The organism is Ralstonia sp. 1138 (genome assembly GCF_040544795.1).
Lineage (GTDB): Bacteria > Pseudomonadota > Gammaproteobacteria > Burkholderiales > Burkholderiaceae > Ralstonia > Ralstonia flatus.
The window spans coordinates 324,459-343,443 of record NZ_JBEPKQ010000003.1; the positions used below are offsets into that span (position 1 = coordinate 324,459).

The window sequence follows — 18,985 nt, forward strand, 5'->3', positions numbered from 1 at the left end:
GGTCGCGCCCATCTCAACGCCGGATTACTGGCCCGACGCCTTGTTCCATTGCAGCGCGTTGAGCACCGCCAGCGACATCGCCGTCACGCCCGTCTTGATAGACGGCTCCGGCACGGGCGCGAACAGCGGCGAATGGTTGGTCGGCAGCGGCTTGGCCCCGGGCTTGAGCGAGGCGAAGAACGTCTGCGGATCGTTCACGCCGATGAAGAAGAACATCGACGGGATGCCCGCGTCAACAAACGCCGAGAAATCTTCGCTGGCCGTGATGGGCGGCACGCGCAGTACGCGGTCGTTCCCAAAGGCGGTCTTGAACATCGCCTCGGTGCGCGCGACCACGGCCGGGTCGTTGTTGACGGCCTTGCCGCCCTCGGTGATCTTGATCTCGGCGTCCGGCGCGCCCGACATTTCGGTGACGGCCTTGGCCGTGCGGCGGATACCGTCGAGCATCTTCTGGCGCACGGCCGGCTTGTACGAGCGGATCGTGCCGCGCAGCAGCACGCTGTCAGGAATGATGTTCTCGGCGCTGCCGCCCTGGATGGCGCCGATGCTCACCACGCCGAACTCCTGCGGATCCTTCTCGCGGCTGATCACGCTTTGCAGGTCGACCACGAAGCGCGCCGCCATCATCACGGGGTCGATGGTCTTGTCAGGTGCGGAGCCGTGCCCGCCGCGGCCTTTGAACGTAATTTCCAACCCGTCGGAGTTGGAGGTGACGGGGCCGCTGTTGAAGACGATCGAACCGTACGGCCCCGGGCCCGTGTGCAGCGCAAACGCATAGTCGGGCTTGGGGAAGCGCTTGAAGAAGCCGTCGTCGATCATGCTCTGCGCGCCCGATACGGTTTCTTCGGCAGGCTGTGCAACGAACACCAGCGTCCCGTGCCAGCGGTCCTTGAGCGACACCAGCGTCTTCGCCGTGCCCACCCACGACGCCATGTGAAGATCGTGCCCGCAGCTATGCGCGACGCCCACGTCTTCGCCGCGCCATTTCGTGTGGACGTGGCTGGCGTAGGGCAGGCCGGTTTTCTCTTCCATCGGCAGCGCGTCGAGTTCGGTGCGCACGAGGATGGTCGGGCCGGCGCCGTTGCGATAGACCGCCACCACGCCGGTCTTGCCGACATGCTCCGTCACGTCAAAGCCGATCTTACGCATCTGCTCAGCCAGCTTGGCTGCCGTGCGCGTTTCCTGAAACGCCAGTTCCGGGTGCGCGTGGATGTCTTTGTAGAGCAGGTCCAGCTGACCGTATTCCGCATTGACCGCTGCATCGACCGCCGGTTTGATCTGCGCCACGTCGATCCCGCCGGCCGTGGCGGCCGACTGTGCGGGCGCAGAAGACGCGCCGCCCGTGCTGAACGGAATCTGTGCGAATGCCGGCAAGGCAGCACCGGCCAGCATCCAAGCGAGCGCAGTACGTTTCAAACGGATCGGTGGCGTGATCATGTTGTCTCCTGTCGTTGTGGTGGCGCCAACAAAGTCGTTGCTTCGTCAATCGAATCGATTATGCAGCGTGATTCAGACCATGTGCACCGGGGGCATCCCCGAGTCGATCTTCGTGGACCCGGCGGCACACGGAAACGCGCGCTCAGGAACGAGCGTCACGCTTGGCACTCGATAGGCGCTTTCCTAGACTGGGTCAGGTGTGCTGTTCCAGTGAATCGAACATCGAAACGCGGATGAATCCGACGACGTCCTGTCTACAGCTAGCGTTTCGCGATGCCCCGCCCGGGGAGACGGCGATTCGTGCGGCGCTGGAAGCCGCGCAGCGGGTGCTTGAGCGCAGTGGTGTGCCCCCGCGCGAGGCGTTTGCGGCCTACCAGGCCTTCGCGAGCGGGGCGGGGAGCCCCGACACGCTTGCGCTGACGTTCGCCCGGGCCGAAGCCGAGGCCATGGATACATTGGCCGCGCACGGCTACGCCCGCTACGGCTCGGTCAGCCTCGCTGTGCTCTAAGCGCCTGCGGTGGCCGCGCGTTTCAGCTTCAGACTTCCGCTGTCTTGCCACCCAGCCGCCGTGCCGTCTCGGACACATGGCGATGGATACGCGCGAGGAAATCGATCTCTGCCGCGCGTGTCGGCGAATGCCCCAGCGCCTGCGAGAGATGCGTCGCCACGAATGACGACTGCGGCGCCAGCATGCTGATCAGCCGCAGCAACTCGCGGCGCGCCTGGCTGGCGTCGTAACCGAGGTGATCGGCCAGGGCGAGCAGCGCGTCTTGGTCGATGGCGTCGTAGCGTGCGTGCGCGTCCGGCGAGAGTTCATCGGCATTCCATTCGTTGGCGTAGACCGCCGCACAGAACAGGTGATCGTGCGCGGCAAGGCGGATGCCGTCCGCACCGATGTGGAAATGCAGTGTGCCGGCCGAGGCATTGCGTCCGCCGATCAACAGGCAGAACACCATCCAGCGGAACAGCGCGGCGGTTGCAGACGCCGGATCCGCGCACAGGCGTGCGCATTCTGCGACCTGCTCGACGGTGATCGGCAGGAAGCGGTGCTTGGGCGAGAGCCCCAGCAATTGCACCGCCGAGACGACATAGCGCGCCTGCACCAGCGCAGTGTCGTCGCTCTTGCAGCGCAGCGTGCGATCAAGGCGCTGCACCACGGCGGCGGTTTCCGGAAATTGGCGCAGCCCGATGAACGGCGTGTCCAACCCGATGCTGCGGCCCAGCAGCGTGGCCCAGCAGTGATTGATGGTGGCGTAAGGAAGTTGCGCGCCTTCGCCGAGATCCAACCGGACGAAGTGGCTCGATTGCGCGGCATTGGCCGGCGCGGAAAACCGGCCCAGCCACATCGATACGGGCAAGCCATTCGAAGCCAGGAAGGGCAGGCTGATTTCTTCGGCTGCCGCGGCTGTATCGGTGCCGTAGCGTGCGCGAGGTTCGGCCACACGCAGCGGCGTGCTGCGGGGCGGGCGCCCGACGGTTTGCTGGAACTGCAGCACGAGATCGCGTTCGGAGAGCCCGTCGGCGTGGCCACTGCACGGCTTGAGGCCGCTGGGCACCAGCGTCAGCGGGCCGTCCAGATGCGGCGCCGCTTGCGCGAGATGCTCCAGCGCCGGGGCCGCCGCCTTGGGCGTGTTGCGCGCCGCTTCCGGCAGCAGGTATTCAAAGAAGTGGCGCACCGGCTGGGCTTTTGCCGTGTCGGCGATATGGCCGGCGGTACGTGGCAGGTGCGGGCTCAGATCAAAGCCCTGCGACGAAGCTTGCCAGCGGGAATCGTATTCGAACGCCCAACCGCTGCGGCCGCACGATAGCTGACCGATCAGATGCTTATTCAGGTAGACGTCCAGCATGCGCGTATCCAACGTATTTGATGGAGCGTGCGTAGTCGGCTGTGCAGCGGAGAACCCGCCGGCAATTGGGAATTTGGCTGTTTTGCAGTCAATACGCCATTCCCTTGCACGCCCCTCATCGACCGATGGCGAGCATAACAAAGAAAATCGGCTCAACAAGCCGAGATATCCGATTTCGATGATGCAATTTTCTCAAATCGGATTATCGGATCGTTAAGATCGAGTGCGCGTTGGTCGATGTTTCAGGCGTCTACTTCAGCTTTGCAGATTTTTTAAATCGTGCCGCGGAGCCAATGCCGACGCCATTGAATAAATTGCACGAGGGTGGCGGCGGCATGGCATTCATTACAAATTCCGGATTTAACGTCGTCGCAATGGGGAGGCAGCGATGACATCGCCGCATTGCTGGAGAATTCAACCGCGGTTTTAAGCGTCGGCTTCAAGCGGATTTGCGCAAGCCACGGCGCCCCGAACCGCCGGGGCGCTCACTCGGCAATTCAGCGGCCGGAACGCAAAAGCGAATCTTTTTCGCTTGCGGCCGGGGTCGCATTTGCATCGGCCTTTTTACCTGGTGCGAATACGCCGGTCGACAGCGACGTCCCGAGCAGGATCACGGCGCAGCCGATCACCATGTTCAGCGTCAGCTGCTCGCCCAGGAACAGGATGCCCCACAGCACGCCAAACACCGGGATCAGGAAGGTGACCGATACCGCGCGCGTCGGCCCCACATGCGCGATCAGGCGGAAGAACAGGATGTAGGCCACGCCCGTGCAGGCGATGCCCAATGCGATGACGTGCAGCCACACGCTGCCGGTGGGCGTCTGCGCGGGCCACAGCCAGTAGGCCAGCGGTGCGAGCACGATGGTGGCAGCCACTTGGCTGCCGGTCGCCACGGCCAGCGGCGGTACGCCGGTCAGGAAACGCTTGGTGTAGCTGCTCGCCACGCCGTACAGCACGGTGGCCGACAGCGCTGCAGCCACCGCCACGCCGCCCTGCTTTGCATCGATGACAGACGACCCGCCCACCAGCACGATCACGCCGATGAAGCCGATCGCCAATCCCAGCACGCGCAGCGACGACATCCGCTCGCCCAGCCACGTGAACGCAACGATGGCCGCAAACAACGGCGCCGCCGCATTGAGCACCGAGGTAAAGCCCGCCGTGAGCGTGAGTTCGGCGTAGGCGAACAGGCAGAACGGGATGGCCGAATTCAGCACGCCCACGGCCAGCAGATGCGGCCAGTGCGTGCGCAGCGCCCCCATGCCGCCGCGCACAGCGAGCGTCGGGACGAGGAAGCACGAGGCGATGGCCACCCGCAGCGCGATCAGTGCAACCGGTCCGAACGGCGGCGCGGCCACGCGCATGAACAGGAAGGAGCCGCCCCACAGGGCTGCGAGGGTGAGGAGTTCAAGCACATCGGAGCGGCGCATGGGGGTCTCGTTATCGTTGTTGGGGTGATGTGCGCGCATTGTCCGCGCGATTTGGTTTTTATGCAGGCAGTAACGCCAGCAAGCCTTGGCGACCGTCGCCGGGCATGGGCAGGCGTTCGCCAACCTGCGCGGGGTGTCCTTCGATCCGCAGCAGCGCCGCCTTGCGTGGCAACCCCCCGGCGTAGCCCGTGAGCGCACCATCGGCGCCCACCACGCGGTGGCACGGGATGGCGATTGAGATCGGGTTACGGCCCACGGCGGTGCCCACCGCGCGCGCATGTTCGCGCGTGAGCCCCAGGCGAGCCGTGATCTGGCCGTAGGTGGTGCGACTGCCGAACGCGATGTCGCACAGCAGACGCCAGACGTCTTGCTGGAACGGTGTGCCCTCAGGTGCCATCGGCAGATCGAAGTCCTGCAACTTGCCGGCAAAGTACGCCGTGAACTGTGCCTGCGCCTCGCGGATGACCGCGACCTCCGCACCCGCCGCCATGCGCGCGGCGTTCAGGGGAATCGTCTTCTGGCCGGGAAAGAACGCGCCGGTCAGGTGGGTGTCGGTGGCGGTCAGCAGCAGATCGCCGAGGGGGCAGGCAAAGGTGTGGCGGTACATGGCGGTCGAATCGTCAGTGCGACGCAGGTTGGGCGAGGGCATCCTCGCGATGCCAGAGATGCATGGCGGCATACGCCCGCCACGGCGCCCAGGGTTCGGCACGCTCAACCATGGCGCGGCGCGTGGGCAGCGTGCCGTCGCCGTCTGCAAGGCGTTTGCGCAAGACGTAGTCGCCCAGCGGAAATGCATTCGGCCAGCCCAAGGCGCGCATGGCCACATATTGCGCTGTCCATTCGCCGATGCCGGGCAACGCCTGCAACGCGGCCAGCGTGGGAACGAGCGGCACCAGCGGTTCGAGCCGCAGGCTTCCGCTGTCGACGGCGCGGGCGAGTTCAACGACGGCGGCAGCGCGGCTCGCCTGCAGACCGGTCTGTGCCGACAGCGCCTGCGCATCGATATTTGCCAGTGCCGCAGCGCTCGGAAATGCGGTGGACAACCCTTCGCGCGGTTGCTGCAACGGCACGCCATACACGGCAGTCACGCGCCCGAGAATGCGTCGCGCCTGCGCGAGCGAAATCACCTGCCCGGCGATGGCGCGCACCGCAATTTCGAAACCGTCGACGGCGCCCGGCACGCGCAGGCCGGGCGTCTCGGCAGCAAGCGTGCCGAGGTGCGCATCGACCAGATCCGGCCGGCAATCGAGATCGAACAGCCGCCGCGCGCGTGCCAGCACCGGCGGCATGGCGTGCAGCAGGCTGGGCGACAGCGTCAGCGCCACCGCGTGGCGTTGCGGCACATCGCGCGCGTGCAGCCAGCCGATGTGCCGCGCGCCGCCGTAGTCGACGGTGATCGTGCGCGCGTAGCTGTCGGCGTCGACGACCTCCACGCCATCCACGGCACGGGCACGCAGAAACTCGAGCAATGCCTGCCACGCAAACGGCGGCCGGTAGCCGAGCATGAGCGTGGGGCCGTCTTCGGTGCGGGGCGCTGTCGTGCGCGAACGCAGGCGCGTCGGTGCAAAGCCGTAATGCTCGTTAAAGCCGCTGTTCAGCCGTCGGACGCTTCCGAAGCCGGCCGCAAAGGCGACATCGCCGACCGGCATGGCGGTGTCGGTCAACAGCTGCTTGGCGAGCAGCAGGCGCTGCGTTTGCGCGTATTCGATGGGGGAGACGTCGAACTCCGCGCGGAAGATGCGGCGCAGGTGACGGTCGGTCACGCCCACGGCTGCGGCCAGCGCGGCGAGGTCGTGCTCTTGCAGAAAGCCCTCGTCGATCATGCGGGCGGCGGCACGGGCAAGGTTGGACGACATCTCCGCCAGGCTGTGGCCCGGTGCCAGTTCCGGCCGGCAGCGCAGGCACGGCCGAAAGCCCGCGCGCTCGGCCGCGGCGGCGGTGGCGAAGAAGCGGCAGTTCTTCTCGAGCGGTGTGCGGACCGCGCAAACCGGGCGGCAATATACGCCGGTGGATGTCACACCGACGAAGAACCAGCCGTCGAAGCGACGATCGCGCGACTGCACGGCGTGGTAGCAGGCGTTGTGGTCGAGATGCATGGTGGTGATCGGGGAAGCTGGCAGCTAGTCTAGCCCTGTCGGGTCGCAGGAGTTCGCCGGATTCGGACACATCCCTCGATGCCAAACCATCGGTATCTCGGCACAATTGCGAACACAACAACACATCGGGAGACCGGCATGTCCAAGACCATCGTCATTACCGGCGGGAGCCGGGGTATCGGTCGCGCCACGGCGGTGCTGTGTGCGCAACGCGGCTGGTCTGTCGCGCTGCAATATCGCGGCAACAGGCAGGCGGCGGAACAGACGGTGGGCCTGATCGAGCAGGCCGGCGGCCATGCGCTGGCCGTGCAGGGCGATGTGTCGAGCGACGAAGACGTGATTGCCCTGTTCGAAGCGGCGGCCGGACGCTTTGGCGCGCTGCACGGCGTGGTCAACAACGCCGGCATCGTGGCCGAGGCGCAGGACGTGGCTAACATGACCACGCACCGGCTGCGCACGATGTTCGAGACCAATGTCCTCGGCGCCTTTCTGGTGGCACGCGAGGCGGCGCGGCGCCTGTCGACCTCGCGCGGCGGCGTGGGCGGTTCAGTGGTGAACGTGTCGTCGGCAGCGTCGCGGCTGGGGTCGCCGCACGAATACGTCGACTACGCTGCCTCCAAGGGGGCGGTCGATACGATGACGCTGGGGTTGGCCCGTGAACTCGGGCGCGATGGCGTGCGCGTGAATGCCGTGCGCCCCGGCTTGATCGAGACCGATATTCACGCCTCGGGCGGCCAGCCCGACCGCGCTCAGCGCCTGGGCAGCGCCACGCCGATCGGCCGCCCCGGCACGCCGCAGGAAGTGGCCGAGACCATCGTCTGGCTGCTCTCCGACGCGGCGTCGTACGTAACCGGGGCGCTGCTGGACTGCGCGGGCGGGCGCTGACTGCGGATCAGGCGTCGGCCCCGGCGCGGAAGGTGTCGCACTGGCGAAGATCGCCGCCGTCGAAGCCCTGGCGGAACCAGTGCATGCGCTGCTCCGACGTGCCGTGCGTGAAGGCATCGGGCGTGACGCTGCGGCCGGCGTTGCGCTGGAGGGTGTCGTCGCCGATGGCGTGTGCGGCGGTGAGCGCCTGTTCCAGGTCGCCGCGCTCCAGCAGGCCGCGTTGCTGCGCGTAGTGCCCCCACACGCCGGCCAGGCAATCGGCCTGCAACTCCAGCTTGACCGACAGCGCATTCGCCCCGGCCTGAGATTTGCCGGCCTGCGCGCGGCTGACCTTTTCCGACACGCCCAGCAGATTCTGCACATGGTGGCCCACCTCGTGCGCGACGACGTACGCGGCGGCAAAGTCGCCGGGCGCGCCAAACTTGCGGCGCAGTTCGTCGAAGAAGCCAAGGTCGAGATAGACCTTCGTGTCAGCGGGGCAATAGAACGGGCCGACGGCCGAGGTGGCGTCGCCGCAACCTGAGCGGATGCCCTGGCGGAACAGCACGAGCTTGGGCGGCTGATACGCGCGGCCGGCTTGCTTGAACAGTTGGCTCCACGTGTCTTCGGTGTCGCCCAGCACGTGCGAAACCAATTGCTTGCTGCGGTCGTTGTCGGTCTCCCCGGTCGGCCGGCTTGGGTTGTGCGGCGCAGATTGCGTCGGTGCATTCTGCGAGACCTGCATCACCATGCTGAGGATTTCCAGGGGGTTCTTGCCCATCAGCAAGCCCACCACGGCCACGATTGCGATGCCGCCGATGCCCAGCCGCATGCCGCCGCCACCAAAGCCGCCGCCCGAGGATGCGCGCTCATCCTCCACGTTGTTGCTTTCGCGCATGTCATCCCAACGCACGATGTTCTCCTTAAGGCCGGTGAGGCGAGTAGGGCAAGGTAAGGCCGGATGTCACACCCGGTAAACTTTGCAAAGTCTACCTGCTGTGGGTACGTACGGACATGCCGTTGCGCTGCCGAATCGTCTGCGCGCAGCGCCGATGCGAGGATTGGCAAGGGTTTGCGGGTGTTTGCGGCGCTGCACCAAAGCCGGCAAGAAACTTGCTAACCAAGGCTGCTCATCCTCCGTCCGGCTGTCACACACATGACATGCGGCGGTTCCCGAATAACGATCGGCAGAAGATGACGCTGCCGCTTCATGATGTCGAGTTCTCACCATGCGCTTGCCCGCTTCGATCACCGCTCAACCTCCCGTTGCCACAGAGCCGTCGCATCTGGCCGCCGCCCATGTTGATCCGACCGACGTGTCGGACGTGGAGCAGACCGCTGCCGAGCGCAAGTCGTGGTGGGAACGCGTATCGGGTGTCGTGCTAGGCGGCGCATTCAGCAGTGTGGCCGCTGCGTTGATTGCCGTGACGGGCGCGATTTACGTGGGGATGTACCACGCGCCCTGGGTGAAGAGTCTTGCCAGCCACACACCGACAGCCGAGCAGGCCGGCGACGCGATGAGCGTTGCCATGGCCGCCGGCCCGGCCAACGCTGCTGCCCCGGCGTCCACCGCTGCACCTGCGCCGGCGGAAGCTGCCACGCAACCCGCATCGCCCGACCGGGTTGCGGCAGCGCGCGACCGGATGGAGCAACGCGTCTATTCGCAAGTGCAGCAGCCCCGCGCCCGCACCGTGGCCGAACGCGAGACGATGCAAGACAACGACGATGCGCCGGCACCTGCCAGCCCGCGCCGCCATCATCGCGGCACGCGCTACATGCGCCATAGCGCGCCGTTCAACGCAGCCTGGTACAAGGGCGCCTGATCTGTCCTCGCAGCCTCTAGGCCAGTCGTAACGGGCAATCCGCTTCGACGTTTTCCAACGCGTGCATTGCTGCCACCAGGCGGCGGTGCAGCGATTCGGACACGGGCAGAATCGGCGCGCGCGTGTCTGCGCCAATGCGTCCCGCGGCTGACAACAACGCCTTGACCGGCGCCGGATTCGGCTCGGTGAACAGCAGCGTGGCCAGTGGCGCCAACGCGTCGGCCAGGCGTCTGGCCTCGTCGATGCGGCCAGCGCGATGATGCGCAACCAGCGCCACGAACAACTCCGGCCGCAGATGCGCGCCGGCCAGGATGCCTCCCGCGCCGCCGTGTGCGAGGCAATCGAGCAGTGCGCTGTCATCCCCGCTCAGCACATCGAGCGGCCCGCCCTGCAACGCGCCGAAATGCTCCGCCACACATTCCTTGATGGCGACGATGTTGGAGTGCTCGGCCAGCGCCAACGCGGTGTGGGGAGCGATCGAGACGCCTGTGCGTTTGGGCACGTTGTAGAGCACCACCGGGCGGGCCGTGCTGGCGGCCACCTGCGCGTAATGCCAACGCAATCCCGCTTGCGACGGGCAGACGTAATACGGCGGCGGCACGAGGTAGCCCGCGCTGTTCCAGCGCTCGTAATGACGGATCTGCGCGCACACCTCGCGCGTGTCCGCCGCGCCTACGCCGATCAGAAAAGGGGTGTGGTCGGCGCAAGCGTCGGCGATGGCCTCCAGCACGGTGTAGCGCTCGATCTGAGAGAGCAGCGCGGCTTCACCGGTCGTGCCCAGCGCAACGAAGCCCGACACGCCCGCGCCCTGGTAATGACGCACCAGCCGCCGCAGGGCAGCGGTGTCGACCTGGCCATGGTGGAGCGGCGTGACCAGCGGAATCCAGATTCCCGAAAACATGGCGCGCCTCAATGCAGCAGCGCATGCGCGCGTTTGTGGGGCGTGCTCAGCGGCGTGATGCGGCCCAGCGTGGCGCGGGGCAGACCGCGCAGCAGCGCGCCCACCACCGTATCGACATCCGCATGCGGCAGCTCGAGGTCGACCGTGACTGCCTTGCGGCGAGCGTCATGCCGGACGATGTACAGCCCCAGGGTGTCGCCAAGCAGCGCATGCAGCTGCCGCCGAACCGTGTGCGGTGCATCGCCGGGCACCGTCACGCGCAGGCATACATATTGCCGTGCCGGCAGCGCCGCTGCGCGAGGCACCGTCGCCGGCGACGGCGGCAGCAATTGCGGAATCAGCGAAGACAGCAGCATCGATCGCGCCATGATGAGTTGGCGACGGCCTGCGTCGCCATGTCGTTGAACATGACGACACCGTATCGATTCGCTCGTAAAAAGCGTGAAAAAGGGGCGTGACGCTGCGTAAAGAAAGCGTAAATGCTCAGGCAGCGCCCACTGCCTTGCGACGACGCAGCGCGATGATCGTCAGCGAGATGCCGCTCACTGCGGCGGCCGTCAGCACGTAGTAGCTCGGTGCCAGCGTATCGCCCGTCGTGTGGATCAGCCATGTGACGATGAACGGCGCGAACCCGCCAAACAGCGTCACGCCGAGGCTGTAGCCGAGCGATAGCCCGGTCGAGCGCACGCGCGTGGGGAAGATCTCCGACATCAGCGCTGGCATCGGGCCCGAATACGCTGCCTTGAAGATGCCCGACACGGCTTGCAGCGCCAGCAGCGCACCGATGGTCGGATACGCGCGCAACAGCGCAAACATCGGGTAGATCAGCAGGATCATCAGCACCGACGTGCTGAGCATGATGCGGATGCGGCCAATGCGATCCGACAGCGCGCCCATCACCGGCGAGAGCAGAAACTGCAGCCCGCCATTGAGCACCACCACCGCGAACGACTGTGCGGCCGGCAGATGCAGTTGCTTGACGGCATACGTCGGCATGTAGAGCTGGAGCACGTACACCGACACGGTGGACTGCGCCACCACGCCCACCGCCAGCAGCAGGTTCGTCCACTGCGCTTTGAACGACGCTTGCGGATCGACGGTCGTCTTCTTCTGCTCGGCGACGAACTCGGGCGTCTCATCCAGATGTCGGCGGATGTAGAAACCCACCGGGCCGACCAGCAAGCCGAAGATGAACGGCAACCGCCAGCCCCAGCCTTCCAGATCGGCCGGCGTGAGCGACGCGGTGAGCAGCGCCCCGAGCCCGGCCGCCAGAATGGTGGCAATACCCTGGCTGGCAAATTGCCAGCTGGCGTAGTAGCCGCGCCCGCGCGTGCTGTGCTCGACCATGAAGGCGGTCGCGCTGCCGAATTCACCGCCCACCGCAAAGCCCTGCACCAAACGTGCGAGCAGGATCGTGATGGGCGCGACGATACCGATCTGCTGATAGCTCGGCATCACGGCAATCGCCAGCGTGCCGACGATCATCAGCAGGATCGACAACGTGAGCGCCGCCTTGCGCCCCTTTCTGTCGGCATACATGCCCAGCACGATCGCGCCCACCGGCCGCGTGATGAACGACACGCCAAAGCTGCCCACTGCAAACAGCAGCGACACCCATTCGTCATCGGCCGGAAAGAACAGCTTGCCGATGACGGACGCAAAGAAGCCGTAGACGAGAAAGTCGTACCACTCCAGCGCATTGCCGATCGACGACGAAATGACGATGCGGCGTGCGTGCGCTGCACTCGTTGTTGCGGGCCGAGCAGGTGCAGCAGTGCCTGCCGCAGAGGGGGCGGTCATGATGAGGGTTCCTTTGGTGCCGGCCGGGATCGTTTTTATGGGAACTGCAGCGCGTCGCCCGCCCGGTCCGACGGGGCAGCGCGCTGGTGCGGCGGGGCTGTCTTAGAAGCCCACCGCGTGGCCGTCGCGGCGGCTGTCGCTGGCGGCCACGTAGCCGTGGTCGGCGTCGTCCGACAGGCGCCAGATGAACTGGCCGGAGCCGAAATCCATGTACGGATCGGCCACCGATTCGAGCTTGTGCCCACGTGCTTCCAGTGCAGCGACGGTCTTGGCGTTCATCGTGCCTTCCACGTCCAGCGTGAAATCGCGGTTGACCTTCCAGCGCGGTGCATCGCACGCGGCCTGGGGCTGCTGCTTGTAATCGAGCATGCGCACGAGCGTCTGCAGATGGCCTTGCGGCTGCATGTCGCCGCCCATCACGCCGAAGCTCATCTGCGGCTGGCCGTCCTTGGTCAGGAACGCCGGAATGATGGTGTGGAATGGTCGCTTGCCGCCTTCCACCACGTTGGCCGAACGCGCGTCCATCGAAAAACCGAAGCCACGGTTCTGCAGGCTGATGCCGGTGCCGGGCACCACCACGCCGGAACCGAAGCCCATGTAGTTGGACTGGATGAACGACACCATCATGCCGTTCTCGTCCGCGGCCGTCAGGTACACCGTGCCGCCGGCGCGCGGCATGCCGAAGGTCGGCATCTGCGCGCGGCCCATGTCGATGAGCTTGGCGCGGGCGTCGAGGTACGCGTCGTCGAGCATCTGCTCGGGCGTGACTTCCATCGAGCGCGGGTCGGCCACGTATTTGTAGAGATCGGCAAACGCCAGCTTCATCGCTTCAATCTGCAGATGCTGCGAATCGGCAGAGTCGACCGGCAGGGCGCCAAGATCGAAGCGATCGAGAATGCCCAGTGCGATGAGCGCGGCGATGCCCTGGCCGTTCGGCGGGATCTCGTGCAGGTCGTAGCCGCGGTAGCGCTTGGTGATCGGTTTGACCCAGTCGGGGCGATAGTCGCGCAGGTCTTGTGCCGTCATGCCGCCACCGCATTCGCGCGAATAGGCGGCGATGCGTTCAGCGAGTTCGCCTTCGTAGAAATCGCGCCCATTGGTCTGTCCAAGGCGGCGCAGCGTGGCGGCTGCGTCGGGAAGCTTGAATTTTTCGCCTACTTCCGGCGCGCGGCCGTGCGGCATGAAGGCCTGTGCGTAGCCGGGCTGGTTGTGCAGCTCGGGAATGGCCGCCGCCCATTTGTGCGCGACGATGGGCGCGATGGTGTGGCCGCGCTCGGCAATCTCGGCGGCGGGTTCCAGCACATCGGCAAACGGCAGCTTGCCGAAACGTTCGTGCAACGCAGCCCATGCGGAGATGGCGCCGGGCACGGTCACCGCGTCCCAGCCGCGCGTGGGGCGCTTGGGGTTGCCGTTGGCGTCTTCGCCGTATTTCTTGCGGAAGTAATCGAGGTTCCAGGCCTGCGGCGCGGTGCCGGAGGCGTTCAGGCCGTGCAGTTCCTTGCCGTCCCAGAGGATTGCGAATGCATCGCTGCCGAGGCCGCACGAGACGGGCTCGACCACGGTGAGCATGGCCGCCGCGGCGATGGCCGCATCCACGGCGCTGCCTCCCGCGAGGAGCATGCGCAGCCCGGCCTGCGCGGCCAGCGGGTGCGACGTGGACACAACGTTGCGCGCAAACAGTGGAATGCGCACGGTCGGATAGGGGTTCTGCCAGTCGAAGCGGTGGGACATGGGGTTCAAGCGGTGATCAGCGGGAAGGGTTGACGAACGATTATTTGCGGTGCGCTGGATTTAATAAAGTTAAAATTCATTGGATATTGATTAAGTAAAACTTGAGAGTCCGCTGCGCCTTGCCGTGAGTACCGTCCGCTTTCTCCGCACCTTTGTCGCCGTGGCCCGTCATGGCTCGTTTGCCGCCGCCGCGGAGCGCGTGGCGCTGACGCAGGCCGCGGTGAGCCTGCAGATGCGCGCGCTGGAAAACGAACTGCGCCGTGACCTGTTCGACCGGTCCGGCCGCACCGTCACGCTGAATGCGCACGGCCGCGCGCTGCTGCCGCAAGCCGAGCACCTGCTGGGCCTGTACGACGCCATGCGCATCGGCGATGAACCGCAGACGGAGCTGTCCGGCGCGGTGGCGATCGGCGCGGTGGTGTCGGTGATGGGGTCGCTCGCGCATGCGGTGGCGGGGCTCAAGCAGGTGCACAAGGGGCTGGACGTCAAACTCATCACCGGCAAATCGGGCGAACTGGCGGAGCAGGTGGAGGCGGGCGAGCTGGATGGGGCGCTGGTGGTCGAGCACCTGGAGCGTCTGCCTGCCAACCTCGCGTGGCATCCGCTCTATACCGAGCCGCTGGTGGTAGTGGCGGGCCGGCATACGCGTGGCCGTGCGGAAGAGGTACTGCGCACCCATCCGTTCCTGCGCTTCGACCGCGCGGTGCGCACCGGCGCGCTCATCGACCGGGCCCTGCGCAAGACGCACATGGCGGTCAACGAGTTCATCGAAGTCAATTCAATCGAGGCGATTGTCGAGCTGGTGCGCCAGCAGGTCGGGGTCACGCTGGTGCCGCGCCTGCGCCGTGCAAGCTGGGAGAGCGATCCCGCCCTGCGGGTGCTGCCCATGCCGCCGCATACGCCGGTCCGCACGGTTGGCATGATCGAGCGAAAAGAGCATGTGCGGCACGGTGTGATTCAGGCGGTACTCGATGCGCTCGAAACCACACTTGGCAATTCCAGCGCCTAGACTGATTGCACCAAGGCTCGCTCTGGAGGCCGCGATGGACGCATTCATTCAACGCTGGCGGGACGAATTGATCCTGCTTGCCCGGATTCTGCTGATGGTGCTGTTTGTGATGTCGGGCTGGGGCAAGCTGACGGGCTTTCAGGGCACGGTCGGCTACATGACGAGTACGGGCGCGCCCATGCCGATGGTGGCCGCGGCGGTGGCTGTCGTCATGGAGTTTGGGGTGGGCATCGCCTTGCTGATCGGCCTGTGGACGCGGCCGCTGGCGCTGCTGATGGCGCTGTTCGTGCTCGGCACGTCGTTCATCGCGCATTCCTACTGGGATATGCAAGGCGCCATGGAAGCCGCCAACAAGATCCAGTTCTACAAGAACCTGAGCATCATGGGCGGGCTGTTCCTGCTGGCGGCCGCGGGGCCGGGCCGGTACGCGGTACAGAAGTCGTAACGCTGCCGGTTCAGCGCAACGACCGCTGCACCAGCACCAGCACGGCAAACAGGCCGCACGCCACGGCAAACCAGCTGAAGAGTTGCGTGCCGGCCAGCAGCGTGGCTTGGCGATCGATTTCAGCGGACAGGCTCGCCAGGCGCTCGGGCGTCATCGGGTTCATGGTCTGCAGGTCAGAGGTGAACCGCGTGACATGCGCCACGATCAGCGAGCGCGATTCCGCCTGCTGCGTCTGCAGTGACACGGCGGCCAGCCCTGTGCCCACCGCCGTCGCAAACTGCCGCGCGATGTTCTTCATCTGGTAGCCGTGCGCAAAATCTTCCCGGTCCAGATCGAGGTACGTCATCATCGCCACCTGGATCATCACGGCGCCCGGCGTGATGCCTTCCAGCATCGATACGGGGAAGAACGCATAGTCAGGCGCACCCGGCATCAGGCTCGTCGCCAGCAACAGCGCCGCTCCCGCATACACGGCAAAACCGATGGCGATAAAGCGACGCTTGCGGAAGAAGAACGGCAGCCAGATCGTCATGACCACGGCCACCACCGTCGACACCGCGCCGCTGATCATCAGGAACAGCGTGGTCGTGCGGAATGTAAAACCGAGGCCGCCTTGCGACACCGCCGGAAACAGGTACGACCAGTACCCGCTCATCAGGTAATAGACGCCGTAAAAGCCGATGCCCCACAGATAGCGGCGGCCGTTCAAGCGGGAGAGATCCAGCCAAGGGTCGGGGTGCGTGCGCAGGCGGTGGATGGCCAGCAGCAGCGAAGCCGTACCGCCCAGCAGCAACAGCGGAATCACCGGCGAGGCGGTCAGCCGGCTGTAGCGCAGCTCCGACAGGCCCATCAGGAACGACAGCGCGCCGATGGCCATGGCGCCCACGCCAATCCAATCCCATTGGCCTTGTTGCGGCGGTGCTTGATCGGGGCGGCGTGCGGCGCGTGTGCGCGGCTGATGATGCTCGGGCGGCAGGAAGAACACCGCCATCCAGGCCACGCCGGCCAGCGCCAGTTCGATCCAGAAGATCACGCGCCACTCGCTGTATTCGAGCACTTCAGCGCAGATCCACGGTGCAATCGTGGTCAGCCCGAACAAGCCGACGCTGAACATCAGCATTGGCGGAATGCGCTCGTCCGGCTCCGCCGTGAGCTGCACGAGGATGCGCGACGCCGAGAACAGCCCGCCCGCGCCCAGGCCCTGAATGGTCCGTCCGATGACGAGTTCGCCGATGTTGTTGGACTGCGCGCACACCACGCAGCCAATGGCGAACAGCACGATGCCCACCAGCGAATACATCCGGTAACCCACGTGCGCCGCAATGCGGCCGATGGCGAGGTTGGCGACGACGGCTGCCACGGCATACGCTGTGACAGCGTACAGATAGGCATCGGGGCTCGCATGCACACCGCCCTGGATGTGCTGGCCCGCCACGGCGAACATTTGCGACGAGACGAAATCGAGACCCGTTGAGAGCCCCATCGCCAGCCCGAAAGCATGGACGCGCGCCGAAGAAAAGTGGGGAAATGCCCGCAGCGACGCGGGTTTGAGGATTTGCAGCGACATGTGCCCGAGCATAAACTTGCCCGCCAGCCGGATAAACGGCCAACTCTAGGAACACTGTCCAGTCATGCGAACAATGGAGTGGAACGACTGGGAAACCTTCTGCCGTGTGGTGGAGGCCGGCAGCTTCACCGCCGCCGCCGAGGCGCTGGGCATCCCCAAATCGACCGCCAGCGCCGCCGTATCGCGGCTCGAAGCCGCGCTGGGCGTGCGGCTCATGACACGTACCACGCGCCAGTTGCGGTTGACCGAAGCGGGCTCGCACTTCTATGACGACATCGCCCCCCTGTTCGAGCGCCTGCGCGAAGTGCACGCCGACACCACCGCCGCCAGCGAGACCGTGGCCGGTACGCTGCGCATCGCCGCGCCGTACGAAGTGGGCGCCCAGCACCTGACCGAACCGGTGTGCCGCACGCTCGAGAACTATCCGCATCTGCAAATCCAGGTGCACATCTCGTGGGAACAACCCGACCTGCTCGCCAGCGGCTACGACATCGTCTTCGTGATGGTCGATCAGGTGCTGCCGGATTCCTCGCTGGTGGCGCGTCGCGTGGTGCTGATCCCGCGCGGTTTGTATGCGTCGCCGACCTTGCTGGCGGAACGCCCGCCGCTCAAGACGCCAGCAGACCTTGCCGGCTGGCCCTGCCTTTCGGGCCCCGACGACGCGAGTTGGGCCTTCCGCCCCGTCGGCGAGCCGACCGCCGAGCCGATCGAAGTCCCGATCCAGCCGCGCCTGCAGACCCTGAACGCCGAAATGCGCGCCCGCGCCGCCGTGCGCGGCCTGGGGGTGGCACGCATGGCGCGCTCCGTGGGCGATACGGAAGTCGCGGCCGGCAGGCTCGTGCGCGTGCTGCCCGATTTCGAGCTGACCGCGCTGCGCGTCTACGCGCTGATGCCGGCTCGCAAGCTGGTGCCGCGCAAGGTGCGCGTGTTTCTGGATGCGCTGGAAGCAGAGGGCGCTTCCGCCATACCCGCGCCCGCCTAGCCGAAGACCGGCGCTGGATGTCACAATCGGCGCTTCCCTATTCGGATTGTGAGGACCGGCGGCCATGCGTCTGCGCCAGATTGAAGTCTTCCGCGCCGTGATGCTGGTCGGGACGGTCAGCGAGGCGGCGCGCATGCTGAACGTGTCGCAACCCGTGGTGACGCGCGTGCTGCAGCACACCGAGCTGCAACTCGGTTTCCGCCTGTTCGACCGCACCAAGGGCCGCCTGCAGCCCACCGCCGAGGCGTTCGAGCTGTTCAGCGAAGTCGAGCGGCTGTACCAGGAGGTCGAGCGCGTGCGGCGCGTGTCGGCCAATCTGCGCCACAAGGGCGCCGGGCGCTTGCGCGTGGCGGCAACGCCCAGCCTGGCCCCAAGCATCCTCGCACCGGCCGTGCGGCGTTTCTCGCAGCGCCATCCCGATACGCTGGTGCGCGTGTTCACGCATCACACGGCCGAGATCGTGCAGGGGTTGCTCTCGCAGGACATCGACGTCGGCTTTGCCTTTGCGCCGCCCGTGCATCCGGCCATCAGCACCACGCCGGTCGCGCAGGGCCGCATCCTCCTGGCCGCGCCGCGCGCCTGGGTGGGCGGCAAGACCGACGGCCGCGCGCTGCACAAGCTCGTTGCCGAGAAGCCGTTCATCGGACTGGAAGACCAGATCTCGCTCGGCTCGCTGGTCGGGCAGACGCTGGCGCGCGGCGGGCTGGCGCCGCAGTCGACGCTGGAAGTGCAGACGTATTCGCTGGCGCGCTCGCTGGTGGAGGAATCGCTCGGCGTGACGATGCTCGATCAGTTCACGGCCGCCACCGGCAGCATGGAGCGCATCGCGCTGTTCGCGCTGGAGCCGGCGCAGACATTCGATGTGCGTGCCATGCGTGCCGAGCATCATGCACCGTCATCGTTGGCCGACAGCCTGGTGCAGTGCTTTGCGGAGGCCGCGCGTGCGCTGTCGGACGAACTTCCGCAGCGCGTCGAACCGACCGCATTCGTGCTCAAGCCCACCGAACCTGACAGCGACGCGGCGGACTAACCGACTTGCGCTGACCATTCTC

General features: G+C 66.2%; 18 protein-coding genes. 7 read left to right on the plus strand and 11 right to left on the minus strand.

The genetic code is table 11. The features are described 5' to 3' along the window. Positions 1–24: 24 nt before the first annotated feature. Positions 25–1,437, minus strand: a complete 1,413-nt coding sequence (locus ABIC76_RS14390) for a M20 family metallopeptidase (protein WP_354534382.1) — start codon at positions 1,435–1,437, stop codon at positions 25–27. Positions 1,438–1,670: 233 nt separating this feature from the next. On the opposite strand from ABIC76_RS14390, the gene ABIC76_RS14395 reads away from it, so the two are divergent. Then, positions 1,671–1,946: a hypothetical protein gene (locus ABIC76_RS14395; RefSeq protein WP_102066680.1), complete on the plus strand. Its 276-nt coding sequence runs from the start codon at positions 1,671–1,673 to the stop codon at positions 1,944–1,946. 28 nt (positions 1,947–1,974) lie between these two features. On the opposite strand, the gene ABIC76_RS14400 is transcribed toward ABIC76_RS14395, so the two are convergent. The 4 genes from ABIC76_RS14400 to ABIC76_RS14415 form a co-directional block, all read right to left on the minus strand. Beyond that, positions 1,975–3,285, minus strand: a complete 1,311-nt coding sequence (locus ABIC76_RS14400; RefSeq protein ID WP_354534383.1) for a HipA N-terminal domain-containing protein — start codon at positions 3,283–3,285, stop codon at positions 1,975–1,977. Positions 3,286–3,782: 497 nt separating this feature from the next. Next, on the minus strand, positions 3,783–4,715 hold the full coding sequence (locus ABIC76_RS14405) for a DMT family transporter (protein ID WP_354534385.1): 933 nt from the start codon (positions 4,713–4,715) through the stop codon (positions 3,783–3,785). Between the two features lie 58 nt (positions 4,716–4,773). Beyond that, positions 4,774–5,322, minus strand: coding sequence for a methylated-DNA--[protein]-cysteine S-methyltransferase (locus tag ABIC76_RS14410; protein ID WP_354534386.1), 549 nt, complete (start codon positions 5,320–5,322; stop codon positions 4,774–4,776). Positions 5,323–5,335: 13 nt separating this feature from the next. After that, positions 5,336–6,811, minus strand: coding sequence for an AlkA N-terminal domain-containing protein (locus ABIC76_RS14415; protein WP_354534387.1), 1,476 nt, complete (start codon positions 6,809–6,811; stop codon positions 5,336–5,338). A 138-nt stretch (positions 6,812–6,949) separates the two neighbouring features. On the opposite strand from ABIC76_RS14415, the gene ABIC76_RS14420 reads away from it, so the two are divergent. Beyond that, a complete protein-coding gene (locus ABIC76_RS14420) occupies positions 6,950–7,696 on the plus strand; it encodes an SDR family oxidoreductase (protein WP_354534388.1) in 747 nt (248 codons plus the stop codon). A 7-nt stretch (positions 7,697–7,703) separates the two neighbouring features. Here ABIC76_RS14420 and ypfJ read toward each other — a convergent pair whose 3' ends face one another. After that, positions 7,704–8,588, minus strand: coding sequence for a KPN_02809 family neutral zinc metallopeptidase (gene ypfJ, locus ABIC76_RS14425; RefSeq protein WP_102066675.1), 885 nt, complete (start codon positions 8,586–8,588; stop codon positions 7,704–7,706). 316 nt (positions 8,589–8,904) lie between these two features. On the opposite strand from ypfJ, the gene ABIC76_RS14430 reads away from it, so the two are divergent. Beyond that, positions 8,905–9,498, plus strand: a complete 594-nt coding sequence (locus tag ABIC76_RS14430; protein ID WP_354534389.1) for a hypothetical protein — start codon at positions 8,905–8,907, stop codon at positions 9,496–9,498. Between the two features lie 16 nt (positions 9,499–9,514). On the opposite strand, the gene dapA is transcribed toward ABIC76_RS14430, so the two are convergent. From dapA to ABIC76_RS14450, 4 genes are all read right to left on the minus strand, one after another. Then, the gene (gene dapA / locus ABIC76_RS14435; RefSeq protein WP_354534390.1) at positions 9,515–10,399 is read right to left on the minus strand and encodes a 4-hydroxy-tetrahydrodipicolinate synthase; all 885 of its coding nucleotides are present in this window, start codon (positions 10,397–10,399) and stop codon (positions 9,515–9,517) included. An 8-nt stretch (positions 10,400–10,407) separates the two neighbouring features. Continuing rightward, positions 10,408–10,755, minus strand: coding sequence for a hypothetical protein (locus tag ABIC76_RS14440; RefSeq protein WP_354534391.1), 348 nt, complete (start codon positions 10,753–10,755; stop codon positions 10,408–10,410). Positions 10,756–10,882: 127 nt separating this feature from the next. Further along, positions 10,883–12,199: an MFS transporter gene (locus tag ABIC76_RS14445; RefSeq protein WP_354534392.1), complete on the minus strand. Its 1,317-nt coding sequence runs from the start codon at positions 12,197–12,199 to the stop codon at positions 10,883–10,885. Between the two features lie 102 nt (positions 12,200–12,301). Then, on the minus strand, positions 12,302–13,930 hold the full coding sequence (locus tag ABIC76_RS14450) for a gamma-glutamyltransferase family protein (protein WP_354534393.1): 1,629 nt from the start codon (positions 13,928–13,930) through the stop codon (positions 12,302–12,304). Between the two features lie 124 nt (positions 13,931–14,054). Between ABIC76_RS14450 and ABIC76_RS14455 the strand changes: the two genes are divergently transcribed. Next, a complete protein-coding gene (locus ABIC76_RS14455) occupies positions 14,055–14,939 on the plus strand; it encodes a LysR family transcriptional regulator (RefSeq protein ID WP_027680707.1) in 885 nt (294 codons plus the stop codon). Positions 14,940–14,973: 34 nt separating this feature from the next. Next, a complete protein-coding gene (locus ABIC76_RS14460) occupies positions 14,974–15,384 on the plus strand; it encodes a DoxX family protein (protein WP_102066668.1) in 411 nt (136 codons plus the stop codon). Between the two features lie 10 nt (positions 15,385–15,394). Here ABIC76_RS14460 and ABIC76_RS14465 read toward each other — a convergent pair whose 3' ends face one another. After that, positions 15,395–16,951 (minus strand): MFS transporter, encoded by a 1,557-nt coding sequence (locus tag ABIC76_RS14465; protein ID WP_354534394.1) that lies wholly within the window; start codon positions 16,949–16,951, stop codon positions 15,395–15,397. Between the two features lie 73 nt (positions 16,952–17,024). Here ABIC76_RS14465 and ABIC76_RS14470 point away from each other — a divergent pair, with 73 nt between their 5' ends. Both ABIC76_RS14470 and ABIC76_RS14475 read left to right on the plus strand, forming a co-directional pair. Next, a complete protein-coding gene (locus ABIC76_RS14470) occupies positions 17,025–17,933 on the plus strand; it encodes a LysR family transcriptional regulator (protein ID WP_354534718.1) in 909 nt (302 codons plus the stop codon). Between the two features lie 64 nt (positions 17,934–17,997). After that, positions 17,998–18,963 (plus strand): LysR family transcriptional regulator, encoded by a 966-nt coding sequence (locus tag ABIC76_RS14475; protein WP_012762713.1) that lies wholly within the window; start codon positions 17,998–18,000, stop codon positions 18,961–18,963. Positions 18,964–18,985: the final 22 nt, after the last annotated feature.